General features: G+C 43.7%; 25 protein-coding genes. 10 read left to right on the top strand and 15 right to left on the bottom strand.

The annotated features are described in order from the left end of the window. Positions 1-699 precede the first annotated feature (699 nt). The gene (rodA, locus tag AAEY80_RS02575) at positions 700-1,842 is read right to left on the bottom strand and encodes a rod shape-determining protein RodA (protein WP_201567187.1); all 1,143 of its coding nucleotides are present in this window, start codon (positions 1,840-1,842) and stop codon (positions 700-702) included. Between the two features lie 262 nt (positions 1,843-2,104). On the opposite strand from rodA, the gene AAEY80_RS02580 reads away from it, so the two are divergent. Both AAEY80_RS02580 and AAEY80_RS02585 read left to right on the top strand, forming a co-directional pair. Continuing rightward, positions 2,105-3,079 (top strand): D-Ala-D-Ala carboxypeptidase family metallohydrolase, encoded by a 975-nt coding sequence (locus tag AAEY80_RS02580; RefSeq protein ID WP_025651235.1) that lies wholly within the window; start codon positions 2,105-2,107, stop codon positions 3,077-3,079. Positions 3,080-3,214: 135 nt separating this feature from the next. Continuing rightward, complete coding sequence (locus tag AAEY80_RS02585; RefSeq protein WP_025651234.1) at positions 3,215-3,763, top strand: hypothetical protein; 549 nt, start codon at positions 3,215-3,217, stop codon at positions 3,761-3,763. Between the two features lie 189 nt (positions 3,764-3,952). On the opposite strand, the gene AAEY80_RS02590 is transcribed toward AAEY80_RS02585, so the two are convergent. The 3 genes from AAEY80_RS02590 to AAEY80_RS02600 form a co-directional block, all read right to left on the bottom strand. Continuing rightward, entirely contained in the window at positions 3,953-5,530 is a 1,578-nt protein-coding gene (locus AAEY80_RS02590; RefSeq protein ID WP_201632858.1) for a M16 family metallopeptidase, read from the bottom strand. Positions 5,531-5,598: 68 nt separating this feature from the next. Next, the gene (locus tag AAEY80_RS02595) at positions 5,599-7,113 is read right to left on the bottom strand and encodes a M16 family metallopeptidase (protein WP_350587846.1); all 1,515 of its coding nucleotides are present in this window, start codon (positions 7,111-7,113) and stop codon (positions 5,599-5,601) included. A 71-nt stretch (positions 7,114-7,184) separates the two neighbouring features. Further along, positions 7,185-7,337 carry a hypothetical protein gene (locus AAEY80_RS02600; RefSeq protein ID WP_156915594.1) on the bottom strand — a complete coding sequence of 51 codons (153 nt, stop codon included), beginning with the start codon at positions 7,335-7,337 and terminating at the stop codon, positions 7,185-7,187. Between the two features lie 884 nt (positions 7,338-8,221). Here AAEY80_RS02600 and ftsY point away from each other — a divergent pair. Together ftsY and AAEY80_RS02610 are read left to right on the top strand one after the other, a co-directional pair. Next, entirely contained in the window at positions 8,222-9,133 is a 912-nt protein-coding gene (ftsY, locus tag AAEY80_RS02605; protein WP_217271537.1) for a signal recognition particle-docking protein FtsY, read from the top strand. 73 nt (positions 9,134-9,206) lie between these two features. Continuing rightward, the gene (locus AAEY80_RS02610; protein ID WP_201567181.1) at positions 9,207-9,779 is read left to right on the top strand and encodes a methylated-DNA--[protein]-cysteine S-methyltransferase; all 573 of its coding nucleotides are present in this window, start codon (positions 9,207-9,209) and stop codon (positions 9,777-9,779) included. Between the two features lie 88 nt (positions 9,780-9,867). Here AAEY80_RS02610 and AAEY80_RS02615 read toward each other — a convergent pair whose 3' ends face one another. Continuing rightward, a complete protein-coding gene (locus AAEY80_RS02615) occupies positions 9,868-10,617 on the bottom strand; it encodes a YebC/PmpR family DNA-binding transcriptional regulator (RefSeq protein ID WP_025651229.1) in 750 nt (249 codons plus the stop codon). Between the two features lie 359 nt (positions 10,618-10,976). Between AAEY80_RS02615 and AAEY80_RS02620 the strand changes: the two genes are divergently transcribed. After that, complete coding sequence (locus AAEY80_RS02620; RefSeq protein ID WP_025651228.1) at positions 10,977-11,807, top strand: ion transporter; 831 nt, start codon at positions 10,977-10,979, stop codon at positions 11,805-11,807. A gap of 209 nt (positions 11,808-12,016) precedes the next feature. Here the strand turns inward: AAEY80_RS02620 and AAEY80_RS02625 are convergent, their stop codons facing one another. Further along, complete coding sequence (locus AAEY80_RS02625) at positions 12,017-13,318, bottom strand: ABC1 kinase family protein (RefSeq protein WP_025651227.1); 1,302 nt, start codon at positions 13,316-13,318, stop codon at positions 12,017-12,019. A 288-nt stretch (positions 13,319-13,606) separates the two neighbouring features. Then, the gene (aroQ, locus tag AAEY80_RS02630; RefSeq protein ID WP_025651226.1) at positions 13,607-14,143 is read right to left on the bottom strand and encodes a type II 3-dehydroquinate dehydratase; all 537 of its coding nucleotides are present in this window, start codon (positions 14,141-14,143) and stop codon (positions 13,607-13,609) included. Between the two features lie 501 nt (positions 14,144-14,644). Between aroQ and AAEY80_RS02635 the strand changes: the two genes are divergently transcribed. Next, positions 14,645-14,860, top strand: coding sequence for a cold-shock protein (locus AAEY80_RS02635; protein ID WP_011513806.1), 216 nt, complete (start codon positions 14,645-14,647; stop codon positions 14,858-14,860). A 269-nt stretch (positions 14,861-15,129) separates the two neighbouring features. Continuing rightward, on the top strand, positions 15,130-16,284 hold the full coding sequence (locus AAEY80_RS02640) for a DEAD/DEAH box helicase (protein WP_201616112.1): 1,155 nt from the start codon (positions 15,130-15,132) through the stop codon (positions 16,282-16,284). Positions 16,285-16,389: 105 nt separating this feature from the next. Here the strand turns inward: AAEY80_RS02640 and AAEY80_RS02645 are convergent, their stop codons facing one another. From AAEY80_RS02645 to ilvA, 8 genes are all read right to left on the bottom strand, one after another. Further along, on the bottom strand, positions 16,390-17,337 hold the full coding sequence (locus AAEY80_RS02645) for a sulfite exporter TauE/SafE family protein (protein ID WP_201576230.1): 948 nt from the start codon (positions 17,335-17,337) through the stop codon (positions 16,390-16,392). Positions 17,338-17,470: 133 nt separating this feature from the next. After that, the gene (ccoS, locus tag AAEY80_RS02650) at positions 17,471-17,761 is read right to left on the bottom strand and encodes a cbb3-type cytochrome oxidase assembly protein CcoS (protein ID WP_101212647.1); all 291 of its coding nucleotides are present in this window, start codon (positions 17,759-17,761) and stop codon (positions 17,471-17,473) included. 147 nt (positions 17,762-17,908) lie between these two features. Then, the gene (locus AAEY80_RS02655; protein ID WP_227523281.1) at positions 17,909-18,706 is read right to left on the bottom strand and encodes a YdcF family protein; all 798 of its coding nucleotides are present in this window, start codon (positions 18,704-18,706) and stop codon (positions 17,909-17,911) included. Further along, positions 18,672-19,820, bottom strand: coding sequence for a UDP-N-acetylmuramate dehydrogenase (gene murB, locus AAEY80_RS02660; protein ID WP_101212646.1), 1,149 nt, complete (start codon positions 19,818-19,820; stop codon positions 18,672-18,674). Before murB ends, AAEY80_RS02655 begins: the two co-directional genes overlap by 35 nt. 256 nt (positions 19,821-20,076) lie before the next feature. Further along, positions 20,077-20,574 (bottom strand): low molecular weight protein-tyrosine-phosphatase, encoded by a 498-nt coding sequence (locus AAEY80_RS02665; protein WP_101212645.1) that lies wholly within the window; start codon positions 20,572-20,574, stop codon positions 20,077-20,079. A 208-nt stretch (positions 20,575-20,782) separates the two neighbouring features. Next, positions 20,783-21,223, bottom strand: coding sequence for an RNA-binding S4 domain-containing protein (locus AAEY80_RS02670; RefSeq protein ID WP_101212644.1), 441 nt, complete (start codon positions 21,221-21,223; stop codon positions 20,783-20,785). 119 nt (positions 21,224-21,342) lie between these two features. Then, positions 21,343-21,993, bottom strand: coding sequence for an FMN-binding negative transcriptional regulator (locus tag AAEY80_RS02675; RefSeq protein WP_101212642.1), 651 nt, complete (start codon positions 21,991-21,993; stop codon positions 21,343-21,345). A gap of 92 nt (positions 21,994-22,085) precedes the next feature. After that, on the bottom strand, positions 22,086-23,639 hold the full coding sequence (ilvA, locus tag AAEY80_RS02680) for a threonine ammonia-lyase, biosynthetic (protein ID WP_201566430.1): 1,554 nt from the start codon (positions 23,637-23,639) through the stop codon (positions 22,086-22,088). Between the two features lie 194 nt (positions 23,640-23,833). Here ilvA and AAEY80_RS02685 point away from each other — a divergent pair, with 194 nt between their 5' ends. From AAEY80_RS02685 to arsH, 3 genes are all read left to right on the top strand, one after another. After that, entirely contained in the window at positions 23,834-24,196 is a 363-nt protein-coding gene (locus AAEY80_RS02685) for an ArsR/SmtB family transcription factor (RefSeq protein WP_101212640.1), read from the top strand. A 137-nt stretch (positions 24,197-24,333) separates the two neighbouring features. Beyond that, a complete protein-coding gene (gene arsC, locus AAEY80_RS02690) occupies positions 24,334-24,741 on the top strand; it encodes an arsenate reductase (glutaredoxin) (RefSeq protein ID WP_101212639.1) in 408 nt (135 codons plus the stop codon). Then, positions 24,728-25,504: an arsenical resistance protein ArsH gene (gene arsH, locus AAEY80_RS02695; protein WP_101212638.1), complete on the top strand. Its 777-nt coding sequence runs from the start codon at positions 24,728-24,730 to the stop codon at positions 25,502-25,504. Before arsC ends, arsH begins: the two co-directional genes overlap by 14 nt. Positions 25,505-25,723: the final 219 nt, after the last annotated feature.

Genomic DNA, 25,723 nt, shown 5'->3' on the forward strand with positions numbered 1-25,723 from the left:
TCAATGGTCAGTACCGACATTTATCATATCCGATAAACAAACTTCCATGTATTGCTAAATTAATAAACGTTTTAAAGTGTATTACGTATTACTTTGTTATTAAAGCGTTAACTAAGTAGTCGATTTGAAAGTCTGAAATCTCGGATTTGCTAACTATACGGATGAGCTATAACTAAAATATAATTAAATGCTAAGTTTGTTAGTAGCTCTGTACGGGTTATGTAGCAAAACACAATAAAACGAGGTTAACGCAATTATTTGTAAAAAACAAGGATTAAAACCTATCAGTGTAGAGTAACAATAGGGGGAGTTTTAGAGGAAAAAAGCTGTAGTATAGAGATATTTTTTCTAACTATATTAGTAGTTTAAGGTGGAATATGGCTATGATAAACGATGGGTAATATCAAAGAATATGTAGCATTAATTACAAATAAAACGAATTATTAGCTCCTAAAAACTGCTTAAATTCTATCTTAATATTCTAATTTTTGGATATTAAGGCTGCTATTTTTTAATTAATAAGTCGCTATAGTTTGCATTTTTGATACTCTCAAGAGTCACGTATGGCGTGTTTATACAGACATTCCAAGTCCAAAATTTCATGTAGGCTTTAAAAAAGGACGCCATAAAATAGCGCCTTTTTAGCTGTTACCGACATAGTGTTTTTTCATTCTCTCATATTAAGATTAAAGCCATGCTCTAGTTAGATTTATGGGTATGAATGGACATTAATAACCCAAAGCCTGCCATCAAAGTGACGATTGCCGTGCCGCCATAGCTAACGAAAGGTAGAGGAACGCCAACAACAGGTAAAATACCGCCAACCATACCGACGTTGACGAACACATAGACAAAAAACGACATGGCGACCGCGCCTGCCAATAGTCTGCTATAAACATCGGTATGGGTAAAAGCAATATATAAGGCGCGTGTGAGTAGACAGGCATACACGAACATCAATAACATAACGCCCAACAGACCGAATTCTTCAGAAAACGCGGCAATAATAAAGTCAGTATGGCCTTCTGGTAAGAAATGTAGATGCGACTGTGTGCCTTCCAAATAGCCTTTACCCGTCAGCCCCCCTGCGCCAATGGCGGTTTTGGACTGAATAATATTCCAGCCAGCACCTTGCACATCCGCTTCCGGGTTGAGCAATGTCAATACTCGGGTACGCTGATAGTCATGTAACAAAAAATTCCAAGCGATGGCGATAAGCGGTATCGCTAAGATGGCCGCTCCTGAAATCATTCGCCATGACAGACCTGCTAAAAAAAGCACAAAAATGCCGCTGGCCGCAACCAGCAGCGAAGTACCCAAATCAGGTTCTTTGGCAATCAATAGCACCGGAACGATAATCAACGCTAATGTAATGGCGATACTTGAGGCTGAAGGAGGTAGATCGCGCTTAGACAAAAACCAAGCGCACATCATCGGCATGCCAAGTTTCATAAATTCTGAAGGCTGCACGCTGCCGAATCCTGGCAGGTTAATCCAGCGCTGTGCACCCATGCGCACCTCGCCAATAATATCTACCAATACTAATAGTACGAGTCCTAGAACGTAAAAAACAGGCGTAAAGCTACGATAAATGCTGGGCGGTATCTGAGCCATGGTAAACATGACGGCAAACGCTACCCCGTAGCTAATCATCTGGCGTATGACCATGCTCCCATCTTGGGTCGAAGCACTATATAAAATCGTTAAACCAATACAACAAACCGTCAATAAAAGCAGGGTCAACCATGGGTCAATATGAATACGTTGCCATAGCGTCGGTGCATGACCCTGACCTAAATGGTGGCTCTGACGGGAAAAACGGTATTGCGGATTAGAAGACATAGGCAAAATGTGGCTGGCAATTGGCGTAAAAGAGAAGTCTGATTTGACACAAAAAAATAATTAATCAATAAATATAAGGTATTCATTCTAATAGATGCTAACCAATAAAGTAACACATTAGTAATAAAGTCACGTAACTATGAAGATTATAAGGATAAGTGTTAATTACGAATAGGTCGCTAAGAATTAGATGCGATAGTTTAGCCTGCTTGCTAAAAATTTGATAGTATCGGTAAAACGTTTTTAGCGGGTGTTTCTTGCAATGATCAATAAAAAAAACCATGTCTATGGGCAGATTCACAAGCCTATTATTGCCTTATTGGTTTGTGCCAGTAGTATCAGCGTTCATGCGGCTATCGTGAGCGACAGCAGTGAGCGCCGCATTCAAGTCCGTCATGGCAATAGTAGCGATAATAGTAGCAGTAATCCCTATATCAAGCCTTCTACTAATGCGACATATAACTCTGGTGTTACTATGTTAAGTGGAGCAAGGCTAAGTGGCGCAAATGTGGTGACTGGCGATAGCATGCAGGGCTTGATTCAGCAAAAACAACGCGATTTCAATTTTGATGCCAGTGTATCCATTGAAGAGAACAAACGCGTCAACATCAATAGACGCGCGCCTAGCTACAGTACCACCTATCCCTCTACTTACAGTACCAGTAATAATACTTATAATAATTTTACCAGTATAGATTTTAACGGCTGGCTAAACAGCAATAGCTACCGAGCGAGCCAAGTTGCCGACTATCAACGCTATTTAAATGCGCGAGTGGGTGCTCGTAATGTACCGCCCTTGTCTCAATTACTCACGACGGCACGCAGTTGGGATAAATGTGGCTATGAGCCTTATCAGCTGCCGCCGCAAGAGTTATGGGCCAATGTCGTGCCCACATTGCGCCTGTATAGTGAGCTAAAAAACCAAGGTATTTTACCCGCTAGTACTGAGATACGCTCGGTATATCGCAGTCCTGGACTCAATGACTGTGCTGGCGGGGCAAGTAGCAGCAAACATATGACCGCAGGCGCTATAGATATTTGGGTGCCTGAGTACGAAGACAATTTATGGCTGCTCAGCACCATGCAAGATGGCTTATGTCAGTTCTGGCAATATCAAGGTCAGTCTCATAACTTTGGGTTGGGGTTGTATTCCACAGGCGCTATCCATTTGGATACTGATGGATACCGCAAATGGGGCTTTAATCATGCCAGCAGCAGCTCTTCCTGTCGCTATTGATAAAGCCGATATTATCGTAAAAACGAATATAATTATCCAGTTATACTCATACGTATATAAACCATTTTCTATTGCAACAAATGATGGTGTATTATGTCAAAAATAATACACCATCGTTTGCTGTAAGCGGGATTTATGAAAAAGCGGTACTCAGCAGTAGAAAGATTGAGTCAATCAGACAAACCTAAAAAAAGCACTTTGCGCTCAACCCAGATGTATACGGGGTTATGTTGCTCAGTGGTTTTGTCTCTTCTGTGTGTTAGTGCTTGCAGTCCAGACCCTGCTTCTGAAAATAGCTTGCCCAATGCAAATGCTTCGGATGCAGAAGATATCGAAGAAAATATCAGAAATTCTTATGCGCTTCTCGCCGCTAAACGTCCTGATATATGTCCAAAACTGCTGCAAAAAAACGTCGATGATGACACTATCGTCCGTACGGCTGAGGTCTTGATATCAGATTATTGTGACTATTATTTATACCCAGAAGCAGGTCAAAGCATCGATATTAATATTAATAGCGATCAAATCGAGACGTTATTAATTGTCCCAACCATGCATAACTTTGCCAATGGTCCTTATCAAGTTCAATCTTATGATAAACATGTGATTCGCTTAAATTATGTCGGGGCAACTCATAAACCCACGCGCTTAAGCTATGACGTAAACATCACCATCACTAGCTAACGTAACCTAAGCTGACGACTTTACATAATAGTTAGTACTTGTAACGTCATCCTTTATTTTTCTATTGTCTATTCTTCTTGTATTTCATATAGTTACTTTCAATAGTTACTGCCAATAGCTATCTTTAATAATTTGTCTAAAAGCACTTTTATAAGTGCTTTTTTTGATCTTCATTATTATTAATAATCACTATTTATCGGCCTTCCAAGGATCCTCTTGTCCAACAGTGACAATCAAAAAGTTATCAGGTTTGAGCGTATCGCGCATGGTTTCATTGACCTCTGGTAATCGTACTTGCTCAATACGGCTCACATAATTGGTCAGATAATTATTGGGCAATTGATAAAAATTCATCATTCCCAATAAGCTATTGATACCGGCGTTGCTGGCAAAGCCCATCGGAAAACTGTTCTTTAAATTGTCGGTCGTCAAGCGCATCTCAGTGCTAGTAATACCATTATCCAAAGTATCATTGATGACGTCTAAGCTGGCATCAATAGCAGCGCGCGCTTTATCATTGCGCGTCGAAAAACCAATCTGGTAAGGGCCGCGCGCTAGCATCGGACTCATTGAGCCTGAAATACCATAGGTATAGCCAAGGTTTTGTCTGATTTCAGTCATCAGCCGCGCATTAAAGTCACTTCCTGCCAGCACTTCGTTACCCACGGCAAAGTTAGTTTGCTTCTGCTGTGCGATAGCATCGGTGGCGCGTTTATCGCCCAGTTGTCCCATTAGTACGGTCGTTTGGGTGCTGGGAAAAGGAATGTGAATATGCTGCGCTTTTGTCAGTGGTTTGGGCTCAGGTAGCGTTGTCGCGGCTTGACCGACCGGCAAGTCAGCAGTGATATTGTCAGCAAGTTTTTTGGCTTGGCTTAAAGTCAGATTGCCTGTCATCGCGATAGAAGCATTTGCCGCAACCAAATAGCGATTTTTGAAGTCGATTAATTCTTTTCTTTCAATAGTCGGTACACTGTCGAGTGTGCCAACGGAAGGGTGGGCGTAAGGGTGGTCGCCATATAAAGCTTCATTAAAAGCAATACTCGCAAGGCTATTGGGGTCTTGTTTTTGCTGCTGCAAACCGACCAATAACCGCGCTTTGTTACGAGCTAGGATATCTGCATCAAACGCTGGCTCATTCAGCATTTGAGTCATCAAGTCGACGGCAGGCAGTAGATGTTTGTCATCGGATAAGCTGCGTAGCGAGACGATAAACATATCTTTATAGGCGCTACTGCTCAAATTCACTCCCAAGGTTTCAACAGCGCGGGTGAACTCATTTTCATCTAAGCTTTTAGAGCCTTGTTCCAACATCGTAGCGGTCATATTGGCAATGCCAAAACCGGCTTTGCGTATGCTGCCATCTCGGGCACTACCTGCATTAAAGCGTAAATCAATATCAACAATGGGCAGGGCGGTGGTGCGTACAAAAAGCACAGGAACGCCAGATTTGGTTTTGAACGGTTGAATGGTTGGCACTGTGACTTTTAATGGCTTGGCATCAGCGACACTTGTGAGTGTTGATAGTGCGGCTATTGGTGCATTTATATCAACGGCAGATGATGGCGTACGAAAGTCTTCGCTACCAGTGGTATCTGCCTGAGCGGTGGTCGTCAATATCGTCAAACCTAATAATATACTTAGGCTCAAGTAGGAACGCTGCTTAAACCCAGGTTCGAAACGAGGTTCGAAATGAGGTTTAAATTCGCGCTTTACTAATGACATTAAAGGGCTTCTTTTTATATTCATGAGAAAAGTAGTCTGAGTCATGGCTTTCTTCTTATTAATAAGGTCTTTAGCATTGTCTTATCAGTGAAAATATTGACAGCACGTTGTTATTATTGATTTTTGCTTACCGTTTTTTGACTTATTTGCTTTGTAGATGCTTTTTCTTTAGACGCTTGCTCAGTAGGCGGTATCACATGCATGACGGTCAAATTATCTTTGACCAAGTACTTTTTACTGGCCGCTTGAATATCAGAGATTTTGACACCATCGAGCTTGGCTGGTAATTCGGCAAGCAGCCTGTCATCGAGACCGATAGACTGTAGCGAGCCAATCATGCGCGCCTGACCCTCCATGCTATCTTGGGCATAGACCAGTCCAGTTACTGTATTGGTTTTGGCGCGACTGATTTCATCATCGGCAATGGGATCGGTTTTGAGCTTTTCTATTTCAGAAATTATGGCTTGCTGCGCTTGTTCTAAGCTGACACCTTCACGCGGCGTCGCTTGAATTAAAAACAGTCCATCACCGCGATCGAGCAAGTCATAAGAGGTGCCAACTGTGGTGAGCAGGCCTTGTTCGCGTATCAGTCGGCTCTCTAAGCGAGCAGACAGACCACCATCCAATACGTCTTGTGCCAACGATAACGCGTAAGCTTGTTTTTCATTGGCTGTGCCGGCAGTGACGAGACTGGGCACGTTATAACCCATCAGCAAAACCGGTACTTGTACCGCTTGTTCAGACTCAACTTGCTGATAACCACGAAAGCCCTTTTGACTGACAGCAGGGCGTTTGGGCAGATTGCTTGGTTTGAGATCACCGAAGTAGCGTTTGACTTGCGCCAACACTTCTGTTGGGTCAACATCGCCAACTATCACCAAGGTTGCATTGTTGGGTGCGTACCAAGTCTTGTACCACGCTTTTAGCTCTGGGAGCGTAATGGATTCAAGCTCACTCATAGGGCCAATGACAGATTCGCCTTTTGGGCTATCAGGTAGCGCCAACAATCGAAATGATTCATAAGCTTTAGCAAGTGGGTTGTCATCAGTACGTTGGCGTCGCTCCTCCATGACCACTTGGTGCTCTTTGGTAAATTCTTTGTCATCAAAGATTAAGTTTTTCATTCGATCGGCTTCAAGCTCTAGCGCCAGTGGCATACGGTTGGCTGGGAATAGCTCGTAATAACCCGTATAGTCATAACTGGTAAAGGCATTGTTAACGCCCCCAAATTTGGCGATTAGGCGTTCATAGTCGTCACTTGATACAGTAGAGGTACCTTTGAACATCATATGCTCTAGCAAATGCGAGATGCCGCCTTTATCAAGCGGCTCATCTGTCGAGCCTACTCGATACCAAATCTGGGTCATGGCGACGGGTGCGCGGTGGTCTTCTTTTACCACGATCTTTAGACCGTTTGCTAACTGATACTCATGCCGACCTGACATATCCATAGACAACGCTGACGATGGCTGGGATTCCTTGCTGTCTGGGCTTTGGACAAGTGCGTTTCCATCCGCTGACGAAGTAGTGCCAACGCTGTTAGTCTGACAAGCGGCAAGGGTAGTTGCTATCGCCAAAGCGCAGGCAAGGCGTAAGAAGCTAGCAGGTAAGGGTAAGGTCGAGGACATGGTAGGTTCTACTTATATAAAAAGATGGCTGAATGTATGCATGCTAAATATAGTAATCGACAGTGCTGGCGTTACAGCGATTTATGCGCGCCAACCATCACGCTAGCCGTCGGCTTAAACTCTTGCGTGGTGTTACAGCCAGTCGCTGACAGCGCGATGGTGGTTATTAATAGAGCCGCACTGATATTGGCAATTTTTTTATAATAATCTGATAGCGATGACATAGGTGATTCCTAATATGAAGTTATTGAATAAAGCTCGCTAAGAGTAGGCGAAGTTACGCATATTGAAGGTCAGATTTTTGTGTCCAAACCTTAAGCTAAACTTTCTCAACCATTCATCTCATCTAATGAATTCTAGCATTTAACCTCGGTCTAGGATGGTAAAGGCTGAGAGCAACTTGAATTATGCTAAACTAGGCTAAAAATAATCTATCATTTGAATGATAGAAAACGGACGATATACTGACCGATTTTAAAATAAACATCTTACTAATAATGATAACTTTTAGGGCAAGCTTATGAATAACCCAAACAATAGCAATCGTGTGGTCATTAACCTTGAAGGTGGTCTTGATGATTTAGATGACGATGATATTACCTTACCCAGCCTACCGGTGCAATCTATGCCCATCGTTGATGAGGATATCGTACCAACCAAACCGTTAGATGATGCTGGGATGACCGATAAGCATCATGACAATGCGGCAAATAATGACAATGCAGTGAATAATGACAATGCAGTGAATAATGACAATGCAGTGAATAATGATAAGGCCACAGAGCAAGAAACGACGACAAACAAAGACGTCTCAAGCGCCCATGCTGCTGAGAGTATCGCTTTAGCCACGCCGATTGTCACGACAGAGGAGCATAACGTACCTAAAAGTTCCTCTGAAAGTTTTTCGCGTGCCAAGGAAACAGAAGCTAACAGCAAGACTAATACGGCTTCAACCATTCCAACCATGCCATTACAAGAGCAATTGGGAGATACAGCAAGCGTAAGCCCAGAAAATAATAAAGTACAACAAGCAGAAAAGCCGTCGCCATTGCCAGAAGACTCACAAGAACAGCAGGATAATAAGAAAAAAGGCAGCTGGTTTAACCGTATGAAAACGGGGCTGAGTAAATCACGGAAGAACTTAGCCGAAGGGATGGTCAGTATCCTGATCGGTGGCAAAGAGATCGATGATGAGCTGTTAGAAGAAGTCGAAGATCAGCTATTGGTCGCCGATATCGGTGTCAACGCGACCAACCGTATCATCAAAAGTCTCACTGAGCAGACAGACCGTGGTGACTTAATTTATGCCCATTCATTGTATAAAGCGTTGCAAACGGAACTGGTTGATATCTTAACGCCAAAAGTCGCGCCACTGGTGATTGATACCAGCAAAAAACCCTTTGTAATTTTAGTAGTGGGCGTCAATGGGGTCGGTAAAACGACGACGATTGGTAAACTTGCCAAGCGCTTACAAGGCGAGGGCAAATCTGTCATGCTCGCAGCTGGTGATACATTCCGTGCTGCCGCAACCGAGCAGCTACAAATCTGGGGTGAGCGCAATAATATTCCAGTCGTGGCGCAGGGTCATGGCTCTGATAGTGCCTCTGTGATCTTTGATGCCATGCAATCTGCCAAAGCAAAAAATATCGATGTACTGATCGCCGATACTGCTGGACGCTTGCAAAACAAAACGCATCTCATGGCGGAGCTAGAAAAAGTCGTACGCGTCATGCGTAAAGCTGATCCAAGCGCACCGCACGAAGGCATGATTGTTCTCGATGCTGGCACGGGTCAAAATGCGATCAATCAAGTAGAACTCTTTAACAAAGTCGTCCCATTAACGGGTATTACGATTACTAAGTTAGATGGAACGGCCAAAGGTGGCGTGGTCTTTAATATTGCCGAAACCACAGACGTGCCGATTCGTTATATTGGCGTTGGTGAGTCAATTGATGACTTGCGCGCTTTTAGTCCAAAGCAGTTTGTCGCAGCCTTGTTCGAAACCGACGATAAAGAGTAGTACTCGATAGTTTGTTTGAGTCGATGGTCAATGATAGAGCCTTAAAAACGTAATGATTTAACAGGGGAAAACCATGATAGTCACCGAAGCAGCTTTTGGATCTAACCAGTTAACGTTAATTGCCAGCGTCAATGAGCATAGCAGCCCTAAACTGGTTGAAGTCAACTGGCAGCAGACGGGTGACGCTTGGCATAGCTCAAAATCCATTCCCAAACTTAAAAAGCACTATGGCCTTGTTGATAAGAGCTTTACGTTTATCAATGAGGATAAGCTAAGCGAAAATGAACCGGCTCAAGCGCTACTATTAGAGACTATAAAACAGTTGGATGAGTACTTTAAGGGTGAGCGTCAAGCGTTTGACTTAGCATTAGATCTGTCTTTGGGCACGCCATTTCAGCAACGAGTATGGCGGGCATTACAAAACATCGATCATGGCGCAACTATCAGCTATGCAACGCTGGCACGAAATGTGCATAATCCCAAAGGCTTTCGCGCGGTGGCCAATGCCAATGGTAGGAATCCTTTTAGCATCATCGTTCCTTGTCATCGCGTCATTGCTAGCGATGGTAAGCTTGGTGGTTATACGGGTGGGCTGGATAAGAAAGAATATTTGTTAGCGCTTGAAGGGGTCACTTGCAAGGCTTAGTCTAAAATAAGTGCTTATCACTCGTCACTAAAAAAAGGCCAAACATTAAAAAACGTTTGGCCTTTTTATTTGATATTCTCAACCCGAACTATTGCTCAAGTTGCGCCATTACCTCATCTGAGAAGTTCACATTGCTATAAACTTCTTGCACGTCATCGATGTCTTCTAGCATATCAATCATCTTCATGACTTTTTCGGCATCATCCACATTGTCTATCTCAGCAGTAGTTGACGGCGACATGGTTACTTCCGCGTTGTCAGAGACCAGACCTGCAGCATTAAGCGCATCTTTGACTTGACCGAAAGTTTCCCATTCGGTAATGACCAGCAAGCTGTCGCCATCATTTTCGATATCAAGCGCACCAGCATCTAGAGCGACCAACATTACTTCGTCTTCTAAGCTTGTGTCATTGAAGGTGATTTCACCGCGCTTAGTAAAGAGATAAGCCACTGAGCCAGAGGTGCCAAGATTACCGTCATTCTTAGTAAAGGCATGGCGTACTTCGCTGACGGTTCGGTTAAGGTTATCAGTCATGGTTTCGACTAATACTGCCACACCGCCAACGCCATAGCCTTCATAGCTCACTTCATCCATATTGTCATTGTCATCGCCACCCGTACCGCGAGCTACTGCACGATTGATAGTGTCCCTAGTCATATTGACTGACAATGCTTTTTCGATAACAGCACGTAAGCGTGGGTTTTTATCAGGGTCAGGGTCGCCTTGCTTGGCAGCTGAGACAATTTCACGAATAATCTTGGTAAATACTTTGCCTTTTACCGCATCTTGACGCGCTTTACGGTGTTTAATATTTGCCCATTTTGAATGGCCTGCCATATGACATCCTTAAAGTTTTACGTGGTTTTTATGGTGTGAATAAAAAGACTATGAATGATAATATTTGATACTTCATAAGCGGTTTTTATTATATGATTGAGCTGTTTTTTGAGGTAATTGACTTACCTGCAAGTTAACGATTTGTATGTCGTTAGCAGTGCTTTTTTGCTACACTATTATTTTTTGCGTTATGGCTGCCTATATCGTCACTTATCGAACCTTGATAATAACTATTGATAGTCATAAGGTGTGGGATATTATAAACCACTTTTACGCGTTTTGACCAATCTTAGCTTGTCCATCCTAGCCTAAATCGTTCGGTTTTTTTAAACCATTGATCTTGTGACTCTATTGACTCTATGAAGCAACCAACTAACGAAGCTATTACTCACCTGCGTAACCGCATTCATATTATTATCGAAGGCACAGATACCCGCATGGGTAAGCTTTTCGATGTTGTATTGTTGATAGCCATTTTGGCCAGTGTTGGGGTGGTAATGCTGGACAGCGTGCTATATATGCGTTTGCAATATGGCACGCTGTTTTTTTATGCGGAATGGTTTTTTACGATTTTATTTACCATTGAGTATGCATTGCGCTGGTTTTCAGCGCCCAACCGCTTTCGTTATGCCTTTAGCTTTTTTGGGGTAGTGGATTTATTATCTGTATTGCCCAGCTATTTAAGCCTGTTGTTTGTAGGCGTGCAGTATCTGTTGGTCATACGTGTTTTGCGTATTTTACGTATCTTTCGCGTACTCAAGCTCAAAGCTTACATGCAACAAGCAGGGTTTTTGGCCTCGGCACTCAAAACCAGCCAGCAAAAAATCACAGTGTTTTTCTTATCGCTGGTATTATTGGTTACGATTTTCGGCTCGATTATCTACGTGGTAGAGGGGCCTGAAAATGGCTTTACGAGTATTCCGCTGTCTATCTATTGGGCGGTTGTTACGATGACTACGGTAGGGTATGGCGATATGTCACCTAAAACTCCGTTGGGTCAAGCGATTGCGAGTATGGTCATGATTACGGGTTATTCAATCATTGCGGTACCAACGGGTATTTTTACTTCTGAGCTTGCTCGAAATATGCGTCCACAGCTTAACCCCATTACGTGTCCGAACTGCGGAAAATTCGGTCATGCCGTGAGTGCTGTTTTTTGCGACCGCTGCGGCCATGCACTGCATGTGTAATGTTCACTAGTCTTTATTTTTCTATGTAGGCTAGAGGCTAGGGCGTGTCCTCAATTCAACCGATAGCAATCTAAATGGGCTAAAAATGGTTAAATCTTGCCAAACATCGTCAAATAGCTAGGTAATACATCGATATTATCTGCACTATTTTCCTTGTTTGACGGCAATTTACCTCATTTGTATCACCATTTTTAAAATGAGGACACGCCCTAGTTGGTTATATACTCAGCGACCAGTGGTGACAGGTCTATTTCAACACCCAAATTGACTAGGTTCCAATATTGTCCTGACACGGTACGATCTAGCATCATCGTCGTGGCTGAAGGTTGAAATTGCCCGAAGTATTTTAATGAGGTGCGCATTTGGCTGATGGCTTCATGATGAACTTGACTGCTGCCAAAATCAAAAGCCCCTTCTTGATAAGGTGCAATGGATAGCGGCTTCATACCAATAGCCAGCCACTTTTCATAGAATTCACCCGGCACATTTTTATCATCCTCACGGCGAATATCAAGAGCGATTAAGTCTTGCTCTAGTGCGGTCACATCACCTTTGACGGCATGCTGCGCGAAGCGGCGAAACAATTGAACCTCACTATGACTATAGCTGCGAATACCGCCAAAATCATAGGCTACGACACTGCCATCATGACGAAACGCAAAATTACCGGGATGGGGGTCACAGTGCATCCGGTATAAGCCAAACAGTTGACCTGCAGTAAAGTGAAACAGTCGTTTGGCGATTTTCTGTTTGATCTCATTATTCCACGTCGCGGCGACGGTCAGCGTCTCTCCAATCTCCTCAGTCAATGTCAAAACCCGTCTGGTAGAGTGGCTGTTAATGACTTTGGGGATAATAAGTCCTTGGTCATCAGTATGAAAAGCACCGAATACCTGTAGGTTGTGAGCTTCTTTGACATAGTCCAACTCATCATGCAGGCTTTGACGAATCTCGTTAAAGAGCTGCTCCTGCAATTGTTTGCTCATATTCAAGACGCCAGCGATTTTTAGCGCCATGCGCACTTGTTTGAGGTCACTATCACAGTTTTCATCGACATCGGGGTACTGTACTTTGACCACGACTTTTTGCCCAGAGGGTAGAATAGCCCTGTGTACTTGTCCAATGGAAGCGGCGGCAAAGGGTGTTTCTTCAAACATCGTAAACAGTTGATCGACAGGAGCTTTGAGCTCACGTTCTATTTGTGCCCGTATCTGCGCATAAGGCATGGGCGGTGCATCTTTTTGCAACTTTTCTAAAGCGGTCGCAACCTCAGGTGGAAATACGTCCTTATATTGTGAGGCAATTTGTCCCACTTTCATCACCGCGCCCTTCATTTCACCAAGCGTTTCGGCTATTTGAATACCCACGTCTTGCATCAATTCTGAGCGTGCCTGCAGACGTTTTTCTTCGTCACTTGATAGGTGCCTTAATGAGTTTTTAGCGGCTTTGCCGGCAATACTCGCTGTCATGCCAGCCAGTTTCATAAAGCGTTTTCCGGACGATTTTGCCATTCATATCACCATGTAGAGGTTTATTTACCAAACCGTAATTTTATTATTTTAAGCAAGTAATTGCTGTTTGACTAGTGTGCTAAAGATAAGGTTGTCTTGCGCGAATGAGTTTTTTCTTTCTGTATGACTTTCTCAATATATTTTAGCATCAGCCTAAAAGGACAGGGCTATTTTTTGCTGATTCTTTGATAAAAAGAGACGCTTAGAATGACTAAACTTACTATTTTTATCTTTGAATCGCCTAAAAAACAGTCTCTGTCAGTGCCATGATCGAATGTTCAACACGCCCTAATCATTTAGGTTTATCTTATAGGTATTAGCTAGCCAATAATCTAAAGCCATCTGATAACCTCTATGTCCTAAGCCACAAATGACACCGACTGCAATATCACTAAAGTAAGAATGCTGCCGGAAAGCTTCGCGAGCGTGTACATTAGACAAGTGCACCTCGATAAATGGCTTTTGCGTGGCCGATAACGCATCACGGATTGCGACCGAGGTGTGAGTGAACGCTGCAGGATTGATAATGATGGCATCTACTTGCGCTGCTGACTCTGCTAAAAGCCCATAGTGTTGAATCTCATCGACCAGCTTGCCTTCATGGTTTGACTGTATGCAAATCAGCTCAACACCGTAGTTTGCCGCGCGCTCAATGAGGCCCTGCTCAATATCTGCCAGCGTCGTATGGCCATAAATCTCCGGCTCACGCTTGCCCAGTAAATTGAGATTGACGCCATTAATCAATAATAATCTTTGGGTCAAGGTTGTTTTTACTGATTGGTCAACGTGTGCTACTGGCGCTGCTGATTGAGAAGGGGTGGTCATAATGCTCTCTATCGCTATTGAAGGCTACGGATGATTGATGCGTTACTGCTAAATAAGTAGGGTTAATACAGAAAAAGCTGTGCCATAAAACCCCTCTTATCGCATTATGATAACAGCTTGTCAGCAAGGTTATAAAAAAATTACATCAAAAATCAAGCTAAGTTTTAAAAACCGTGTTAAAAGTCTTTATGTTGCTAAAAACCCGTGCTATGATATTTTTTAAGCAATCTATATTGCGAATTTGTTACTACTACCATTATAAGTTTTTATAATGAAGCATCTAACATAAACGATGATGAGTACAAAAGCTATTTTGGTATGAGTAAAAGGTATAGCAAAACAGTACATTCAACATAGTTAAGATAAGCATTCATCTTGTCTGTCTATACGAATGTATGTTGCGTCATAGCGTTTAATTCTGATTTCTCAATCTTAGACCCCGTTTATATGCAATGTTGCAAAGGAATTTGGGGCTAAGCGACTTTTTTAGGAAGTAATATTATGTCAGCTCGTGAGCAAGGTATCGTTAAGTGGTTTAATGACTCAAAAGGCTTTGGTTTCATTCAACGTGATAGCGGAGAAGATATTTTTGTCCATTTCCGCGCGATCCAAGGTGATGGTTATCGCTCTCTAAAAGATGGCGAAAAGGTTGAGTTCAGCGTGGTCGAAGGCGATAAGGGTCTTCAAGCTGAAGAAGTCAGAAAAGTAGAAGAATAGTCGATACAGCCATTAGCGCAGTTTAGTTATAATGTCTGGATAAACTACTGATATACTACCGAGTCAAGCCCGTCTTATCTTACCTATGTTGATTTTCATTCAGCATTATTGGTGAGGGTAGGCGTTAGGCTTGGCTTTTTTTATGCTTATCAATGTACAGCGTTTAGAAGCGTGTTTATATTGGTAGCGATATACAGCTAGGCTGAGTCTTGGCATAAGCCTATCACTGAATTGAAAAATACAAGCGATTCATACAAAAGGATGATTTTTTGAGTAATTTTACAGCGTTTACTGATTTACCACTCTCTGCACCGACCTTGCGTGCGGTAAGTGATTTAGGTTTTACTGAACTGACGCCTATCCAAGCACAAATATTACCGCATACCTTGGCAAATCAAGACGCTATCGGACAGGCACAAACTGGCACCGGCAAGACGGCAACGTTTTTGTTGACCATTATGGAGGCATTACTCAAGCGTCCTTTTACCAGTGACGAAGAGCGCTATCTAGGTGAGCCGCGCGCCGTGGTCATGGCACCAACCCGCGAGCTTGCACAGCAAATATTTGATGATTGTATCGCTTTGACCAAATACACTTCGCTGCACAGCGTTTGTATTATGGGTGGCACCAATTATGAGACCCAGCAGCATGAGCTTGAGCGTCAATATGTCGATATCTTAGTAGCGACGCCCGGTCGTCTGATTGATCTTGCCAATAGGGGCATGGTCTATCTGGATCGAGTAGAAGTGCTGGTACTAGATGAAGCAGATCGCATGCTGGATATGGGTTTTATTCCGGATATCAAGCGCTTGGTTGGTCGGATGCCTTCGAACACCGATCGCCAAAGCTTGTTATTCTCAGCCACTTTTAACCAAGATGTGATGAACTTGGCCTATCGTTGGTTACATGAGCCGCAATTTGTTGAAATTGAGCCTGAGCATAAAACCAGTGAGTTGGTCGATCAGCACTTTTATTTATTGACAGAAGATCAAAAACTAGCGGCATTGCAGCGTATTATTAGTGATAGCGCTGTCGATAAAGTGATTGTCTTTGCCAATCGCAAAGATCAAGTCAAGCGTCTATATCATAAGCTTCGTCAGGGACATAAAATTGTGATGTTGTCAGGCGATGTCATTCAGCAAAAACGCGAAAAATACTTACAGCGTTTTAAAGATGGTCACGCTTCTATCTTGGTTGCCACCGATGTCGCAGGGCGCGGTATTCATGTCGATGATATCAGCCACGTGGTCAATTATACCTTGCCTGATCAGCCAGATGATTATGTACACCGCATTGGTCGTACGGGACGCGCTGGACAGACTGGTATCAGTATTAGCTTCGTTAGTGAAGATGATGCTTTTAACATCCCTGCGTTAGAGAAGCATTTAGATACTAAGTTTACGCTTGAGCAATGGCAGGAATAAGTGGTCTGCTTAATAATTTCGGATGTATAGAAAAGACCTTAACATCGTGATTGATGTTAAGGGCTTCTTTTGATTAGGGCATCACAATGCCAAGCGCTTTAATTTTTATTCAGCATTTTCTATCATAGTATCCTGATTGTTTTCCATGTTTGCTTCACTACTCGTATTGCTCATATCATGCATACTGTGATCCATTGTGTCAGTCGTAGCAAGTGTCATCTCATGATTCATTTGACTCATATCATGATGGCCATGGGTATCAGTAGTCGTCGCAGAGTGGCTGCCATGATCCATCGATCCATCCATGGGCATATCCATCATTTGCGAATCACTCATCTGCATATGATCGCTATGCATAGTGGACATATCATGCCCACTATGCATATTTGCCATTACTAATGGGACGACAATGATCGCCATACCTGACACGACCATCAGTGCTCCATTCATCTGACGCAGACGAAAGCGTCCAATTTTGTCGCGTAGCCAGCCAACGGTCTCGTGCGTGGCAACCAGCATCGGCACTGTACCCAGGCCAAAGACGAACATTAATGCCGCGCCGCTTAATGGGTTGTGGGCAACCACTGCAATCAGTAGAGCGCCATAAACCAAACCACAAGGCAAAAATCCCCACAATAGACCCGCTGACAATGCTCGTGGAAAAGTGTTTAAAGGAAAAACTTTTTGACGAAGGGGACTGAGATACTGCCAAAAACGCATGCCATAGCGCTCAAGCTTGCTCAAAAATGGCGCACCAAGCATGGTCACACCAACAAACACCAATACCAAACCTAATAAGATACGCGGCATATTATTGCCTCGCATCAAGGGTTCTAAAACAGTCGTACCAATCAAACCTGCGACTAAACCCAACAGCGCATAGCTGCTAAGACGCCCTAAATGGTAAGTTACCACAAGGGCGCGGCGTTTAGCGGGACTAATGTCTTTCATCGATAGACCAAACGCTGTCACCAGACCCCCGCACATACCCAAGCAATGTGGTGAACCAAAAAATCCCATTAGTAATGCCGCAACAAGTAAGGCGGTGGTCATGGGGCAATTCTCCTAAAAATGGCAAAAGGCGCGCCTACTTTTATAATTGGTCTTTAATATAGCGGGTCAGCAATATAGTTTGATTACTGACAAAAAAATCAACAGTAGGGCGCACAGGTAAGATGATTTAAAGCTATGGTTTGAGGTTGTCATCGATATCATTATCGAAGGGATTTTCCCCATTCGCTAATTTGTCATTATTAGCAGTATCCGTCGCGACGGTAAGGTTAATCTGTGTACTTGCAGCTGATTGCTCGTGAGCCTGCATGGTTTGCCGACGTTCTTGACGATCATCTAATATAATACGCTGTGAAGCGTTGTCTAAATCTTCAAATTGGTTTGATTTAACCGCATAACGTACTGCCCAAATGGCAACCACAAACAGCATGAGACTTAATGGAATTAATAAAAATATACTGAGCATGGCAAATCTCTTTTATAGCAGTTTCTGACGTTATTATACACTTGTCATCAGGGTGATGGACGACTTGCAGAGTTGAAAGTAATATAGTAGATGATTGGAAAAGGAGCAGGTACAGAGGTTAATGGTGGCGAAAACTCATTACCAACGTTATTGCACAGGCGTTTTTGTTGCATTTCCTCTGGGGGTCAATAGCTGCTGTGAAGTGACATCATTGGCATTGCGACAGTCCATCTGTGGACGTATCACATCACGCAAATAGGCGGCGACTTCATAGACGGCGCGCCGTGAGTGGCTCAAGTTTTGTGCTGGTTTCATCCAATCACGCCTGACGGGCAATGGCGCATCAATAGGCGTGCTATTGATACCATTTAAAGCAAATTGTCTACGCGCCCGTGCCATATGGTAGCTGTCGGTAATAAGATACACGTGATGTAGCGGAATGCGCTTAGCGGTAAAGCGGGCATTTTCGCAGGTATTCATGCTAGCATTTTCGCTTATCAATCCATCAATGCCATGCTCGATGAGCCATTGACCGAGCCACGGCGCTTCGGCACCGCTGAGGACAATAGGCAACGGTAAATCGTGATAAGCGGTGGCAGCAGTACGGGCGCGATTAAGACTGTAGCTATTGAGGATGATTTGGTTATTGTGATCGTTGGTGAGGCCGCCACCTAGCACCACATAAGCAGTAGGCGGAGAACTCTTGGCAGCCGGAGGCATGTTAGGTAATGGCAAAAGCGAAAACATATAAACGATCGCTTGCGAGAATAGCGGGGTGAATAAGCTAATTAGCACTAAAATAACAGACGTTGAGCCGAGCAAAAAGGTGATGTTAATGATGCGAAACAGCTTCACCATACGTTCGGCTGACTGCAAATAATAGCGCCATAAGCGTTTGGATAATAGGCGCTTAGACCACATGCTCATCATACCCAATAGAGCCATCTGCATTTATCCAAACCGGCTCACGCGATAGTTGAATCGCAAATTTTTCATAGACGTGAGCAGCGATGTAGTATTGGGCAGTTGCTACGTCATCTTGGGTTGCTTGATAAGGGCTATGATTGGTCAGTACCAGCGCCTGCTGCTGATGGGTAACAATAGGGGCAATACCACCCCCTTTTAAGCCAGCTTGTTCAATCAACCAACCAGCGGCAACTTTCACCGTTGCATCAGGCATTGGGTAGCCAACGATAGTAGGATAGATTTCTTTAAGAGTGGCGAATTGTGCTTGCGGAATAATTGGGTTTTGAAAAAAACTGCCACAATTCGGTAGCTGTTTAGGATCAGGGAGTTTTTGCTGACGAATATCGATAATTGCTTGCATGACATCGGCAGGGGTAGGCTGTAGGCGATTTTTCTGCTCAGCATAGCGCTGCGCTACTGTCTGTACATCACCGTAACTGGCAAGAATTTTACTCGCATCGGTATGCAATCTAAATCCCACACGGCTGATCAACCATGTATTGAGTGCGCGCTTAAAAATACTATCGCGATAGCCAAACTGGCAGTCTGCCAGCGATAGACGATGCCACGTTTGAGTTGGCAAATGATAAGCACGAACGTATTGCAAACAGTCTTCTAACTGGACACCGTAAGCACCGATGTTTTGTACAGGTGCGGCGCCGGTCAGACCCGGTATCAAGGCTAGATTCTCTAGTCCATACCAGCCTTGGTCAACGCTATAAACCACTAAGTCATGCCAGTTCTCACCCGCCATCACTTCAATATCGACATAATTCTCTGTTTGCGCCGTCATCGTGATGCCACGCATCTGTGGCTGTAATACCGTCGCCTCTAACTGCGCTGGCAACAACACATTGCTGCCGCCAGACAGTACAAACAATGATGGCTTACGCTCAGGATTATTGGCATAGCTTGCCATAAAACTGTCTAGCTGAGCTTCATTTGTTAGGGTCACGACAGAGTCAGCGACACATGCCAATGCCATGGTATTACCATGCGACAAATCGACCGACTTAGCATTAAGTAAGCTAAGCGGTAAATCAGTCGACATAGTCTGTTGAGCGCTAGAATCAAGGCGAACAGCTGAGGTCATAACATAGCCTATATGGCAAATATAAAAAATTATGCGATGTTTAGGGTCTATTGAACATTCAAATATCAGCCTTTCAGGGCAGGGCTATTTTTTGCCAATACATGGCGAAATTATCTAACCTAGAATGACTAGGCGTCAAAAATTTCACTGCGTATTGTCTAAAAAATAGCCACTGCCAGTTCCACATTTGAATGTTCAACAGACCCTATTATAAAGGATGCAGGGTGCAAAAGTAGCATAAATATAGATTGTTTGGCTAGCAAGTCTTCCAGCTTTCAATCCAAGCTTGTGCACTTGACTCGATACGTTCAATCACTTCTTCAAAAGCATCGCTATCGCCTTGATAAGGGTCTGGCACGTCATCGCCGCCGTAGGTTGGATCTTCTTCACTGAATAATGCCAACTTCGCTAAATGGTCATCTGTAACCGCTAAGCTATCCTTGATAGCTTGTAGATCAGCTAAATTCTGCGTGTCCATCGCCAGTATCAAGTCAAAATTACGAAAGTCGTCTGCACTCACTTGGCGAGCGACCAGTTTATTGATTTTATAACCATGGGCTTTTGCATGGCGCTGCGCTCGCTCATCAGGGGCATGACCAATATGCCAGTCGCCAGTGCCTGCTGAGTCTACTTTAATTGACAAGCCTGCGATCGCCGCCTGCTGACGAAAAACTTCCTCGGCAGTCGGTGAACGGCAAATATTTCCTAAACAAACCAATAATACAGACGATGGGGTACAAGTTTTCATCAGCATAATATGACCTTTTCTTACAGCAAAAAAAACATGCCATAAAAAACCAGCATGGGTAATGCGGTTTATGAGCATGCTATCTAGTAAACTAATAAGGGATCAGCGTAACGCTTAATACCTTGAATGGCAAGGGCAGAAGCTAAACAACAGGGTCACGCCAGTGATTATTGCTCAGCTGCTCAGCTTTTAGATATAGAATGATTTGTTAACATTAGTCTTGGTTGCTTTTAAAGCGTTGTAAATCGCGGCGCTCTTTTTTATTGGGCTTGTTATCAGGGCGGGCAAGGTTGGCAAGTTTGCGCTGCTCGGCATAATAAGCGCGGCGCTCTTCACTTTCCTCGGTCTCTGAATATAACACTTGCGCGGCAGTCGCATTACCACGTTGTGCTGTTAATGCTTCGACGACGATGGTTTTTTCGGTCATGGCAGTGGCTGAGCCTTGGCGAATACTCAATTCATCTCCGACGGCAATCTCTTTGCTGGTCTTGACTCGGCTACCAGCATAATGCACCCGTCCGCTTTCGATGGCTTCTTTGGCAAGGGTACGGGTGCGATAAAAACGCGCGGCCCATAACCATTTATCGAGACGCATACGCACAGCATCGGGCTGGCTATGGCTGGGTTGATTGTGGTTTTTATTGTGTTTACTCATCAAAACCTCATAGATATCAATAAACTAAGATAATAATGGTGCTTTTTTTAGATATTAAAAGAGTGATGAGTGATTAAAGTTTTTCAAAATGGGGTTTTATGGTGAATAAGTAAAAAAAATTAGCCTTCATTTTGATTTGTAACTTTAACAGCCATTTCTTTAGCGTCATTTTTATGTAAATGCTCTAAGCCATTTATCACCCCTGTGATGTTTTCTACAGTTTTATTTTGGCTTAGTTTAAATTGGGCTTGTATCGAATCAATAGACAATCTAAAGCCAATAATACCGCGGCACATGGCATCGATATAAGTAGCTGGTGCGTCATCTAACGACCAAGGATTATTGTTTATTACTTCTTGCTGCGCCGTCATGGTAGCTAATATCCATTTAAGGGTATCAGTGTCTTCAAGCAGCTCAATTTTAGATTGAATATGGACGCTTTGATAGTTCCATGTCGGCACTTCTTTATGAGTTTTAGCTTTGCTAGGGTACCAGTTAGGGCTAATGTAGTGTCCAGAATCTTGAAAGATAATTAACCATGAGCTGTCTGCTAAAGCCTGTTGGTAAATAGGATTTTTGCGACCAAAATGACCGTAAAGATAGCCGTATTGAGAATTGATGTTTGCATCATCTTTATACCAAAATAACGGTATATGACAGGCTTCCATACCATCATTAGTTTGGGCAATCAAAGTTGCTAACGGATTAACGGCGATAAATTTAATAATATTGTCAAAATTGTCTTCGGCAAAAACAGTAGGGATATGCATCGCGTTCTCAATATTAGTAAGCGGCCAATCCTAGTGGGGTAGGCCGCTTAAAATATGTTGTCATCATTATGGTTAAAAAACCATTTTTGAGATTACTTTAAAAATAATTGATAACCGACATTGTCAGTGATGGAAGTACAATCATAGCCAATATCAAGTAAGGCATCTTGCAGTAAACGTGAGTTGCTTTCAGAGGCTTGTAGACCCACTAACACGCGTCCTTCAGCAGCGCCATGGTTGCGATAATGGAACAAGGTAATATTAAAATCGTCACCCAGCTTTTCTAAGAAGGTCAATAGCGCACCCGGACGCTCAGGAAAGGTAACTTTTAATAATTGCTCATTTGTGACGTGGGCGTGACCACCAATCAAATGACGGATATGCGATTTAGCGATATCATCGTCAGTCAAGTCATGCGCCGTATAACCATCTGCTGCCAATTGCGTACGGATAGTTTGACGCTCTTTATCACCTTCTTTTAGGGCAATTCCGACGAATATGGCTGCAGGCTCCATCGAGTCTGGTGATTTTTTGCTATCGGCACGGTAGTTAAACTCGGTGATATTACGTCCATGTAAGCTACGGCAGAAGTTTAAGAATGCCCCAGTCTGCTCAGGGATGGTCACGCCAAAGATGGCTTCCTTTTTCTCCCCTATCTCAGTACGCTCAGCGATATAGCGCAGACGGTCAAAGTTCATATTGGCACCGCAGATGATGCTTACGCAGTTTTTGCCTTGTAGATTATGAGCTTCGATATATTTTTTCATGCCCGCAACGGGTAACGCGCCAGCAGGCTCAACGATGCTACGGTTTTCTTCAAAGATGTCTTTGACCGCCGCACAGACTTCATCATTGGTACAAGTGACAACGTCAGGCTCGACCAAAGGCCCTGAGTTATCGCTTTTTTGCATACGGACGATATCAAAAGGCAATTCACCAATTTGCGCGACTGCCACACCATCGACGAACAGTCCTACTTGCTCAAGTTTTACGCGTTCGCCAGTCTCTAACGCCGCTTTTAGGCAGGCCGATTGTTCTGCTTCTACAGCGATGACTTTAACGTGCGGGGCAACTTCACCTAGGAAGGCTGCGACACCTGAGACCAAACCACCACCACCAACGGCAACGAAAACATAATCCATGTTGCGCCACTGCTGGGTTAGCTCAAGTCCAATAGTGCCTTGTCCAGCGATAACCAATTCATCATCGTAAGGAGGAATGAAGGTTAAGCCTTCACGCTCAGCACGATCAATCGCATAGCGGTTGGCTTGATCGAAGCTATCACCATGCAGATCAACGTTGCCACCAAGCGCTCTGACGGCATCTACCTTGATATCAGGGGTAGTGGTTGGCATAACGATGATATTATTAAGCGATAACTTGCGTGCCGAGTAAGCCACGCCTTGCGCATGGTTACCTGCCGACGCACAAATCACGCCGCGCGCTTTTTGTTCATCGCTCAATTGGCTGATGCGGTTATAAGCACCGCGCAATTTAAAGGATTTGACTGGTTGCAGGTCTTCGCGTTTAAATCGAATATCATTAGCAAAACGTTGGGTCAGCTTGGGTGCCGCTTCAAGTGGCGTTTGAATAGCAACGTCATAGACAGTGGCTTGTAAGATGGCGCGTACCCAATGTGACAGCATAATGATCCCTAAAAAATGAATATAAAAACGAAATAGATTAGCCTATGCTGATTTTGATTATCATGCAAGGCCCTATTGCAGTTTTTATAGCAGTTTTACTGCACTGATGGTTTTTAAGTAAAAAAACAGCCTTCTTATAGGGTAGTGAATTCAAAAGTATTGAATTATTTCCATATGTCTGTATTATTGGACATATGGAAATAACAAATGCTATCGCAAGCTTCGCTGCGCTGTCTCAAGATACTCGTCTCAAAGCCTTTAGGTTACTTGTCAGTCAAGAGCCTGAGGGCTTGCCTGCGGGTGAGATAGCCCGTCAGCTGTCTGTGCCGCATAACACTATGTCGGCGCATTTATCGGTGCTGGCACGAGCAGGGTGGGTAGTGTCAAAACGCCAAAGTCGGCAAATAATCTATCGCGCCTCGTTGTCGCATATGGAGGCGGTCGTGCAGTTTTTATTGCAAGACTGCTGTGCGGGACATCCAGAGCTGTGTGCCTCGCTCATGGAAATTTTGAGTGGATGTGAGACTGCTAAACTTAATAATAAAGACAATCTGTAAAGTAAGCGCTAAGCCGATAGCTGACTCAATAACTATCTCTTAACTAATAGAAGTAGTAGAACTAATAGATTCTTAATAAACGTTTTCTGAACAAATATATTATTAATAACCATACCCATAAAATAGGTGAGATTGCTATGAAACCATTAATTTTTCATAATCCTAACTGCGGTACTTCTCGCAATACGTTAGCCATCATGAAGGCATCAGGCGAGCAGCCAAAAGTAGTGGAGTATCTGAAAAACCCGCCAACCCGTGATTACTTGGTTGAGCTATTGGCAAAAATGAACCTCTCGCCAAGAGAGTTGCTACGTAGTAAAGAAGCCATCAATGATGAGCTGGGCTTAGACAATCCTGAGTTATCTGATGACGACATTATCGATGCGATGATGGCCCATCCTATCTTAATTAACCGTCCTATCGTGGTCACGGATAAAGGCGCAGCGTTATGCCGACCTTCAGAGCGAGTGTTTGAATTGTTAGAAAACCCAGTGAGCAGCTTTACTAAAGAGGATGGAGAGGTTCTACATCATGGTAAAGGTTAATACAGGGCAATCTGACATACACGATTTATCCAATCTAGATGGCTTATTCAATCTAGATGACTTGCCCAATATTGATGCCAGTCAATTACAACCGATTGATATTGAGTCATTGATTGCGCCAAATGATCCGCGTCATCCGCCTAAAATACTAGTGCTATACGGGTCATTACGTGAGCGCTCGTTTTCGCGGCTGGCGGCTGAAGAGGCAAGCCGTCTATTACGTTGGTATGGCTGCGAGGTACGGATGTTTAATCCATCGGGTCTACCGCTGCCAGATGATGCTGATATCAATCATCCAAAGGTACAAGAGCTGCGCGAGCTGGCGCAGTGGTCAGAGGGTATGCTGTGGGCGAGTCCAGAGCGTCACGGTAGTATGACTAGCATTATGAAAGCACAAATCGATTGGATACCACTCGCACTGGGCGGCGTACGTCCAACCCAAGGCAAAACCTTAGCGGTGATGCAAGTGAGCGGTGGCAGCCAAAGCTTTAATACCGTCAATCAGCTGCGTATTCTTGGGCGCTGGATGCGCATGATTACTATCCCGAATCAATCGTCTATCCCTAAGGCCTTTTTAGAGTTTAATGACGATAATCGCATGGACAAGTCGCCCTTATATCTGCGTCTCGTTGATGTCTGTGAAGAGCTGGTAAAGTTTACTTGGCTCACTCGTGGACGTTCAGCCTATTTGACAGATAGGTACTCTGAGCGGGTGGAAAGTGCTGAAGCAGTGTCGCAACGTGTCAATCAAAAGTCGATTTAGTCTTTTATATAGTTGACCCACTTTAAAAACGATACAGTACGGTTGGGATGAATTTTGTGCAGCATCGAAAGATAACAGCACGCAAGGAAAATTTATCCCAACTGCACGATAACATCAGCGTATCGATTTTATTTCGAACTGATTATAGATTCAATCGGCTAAACCAAATAGCTCAACAAAATCGGTTAAACCAATACGGTTAAAAAAGCCAGCTCAAAT

The organism is Psychrobacter sp. 78a-MNA-CIBAN-0178, assembly GCF_040309625.1.
GTDB classification, from domain to species: Bacteria; Pseudomonadota; Gammaproteobacteria; order Pseudomonadales; family Moraxellaceae; genus Psychrobacter; species Psychrobacter okhotskensis.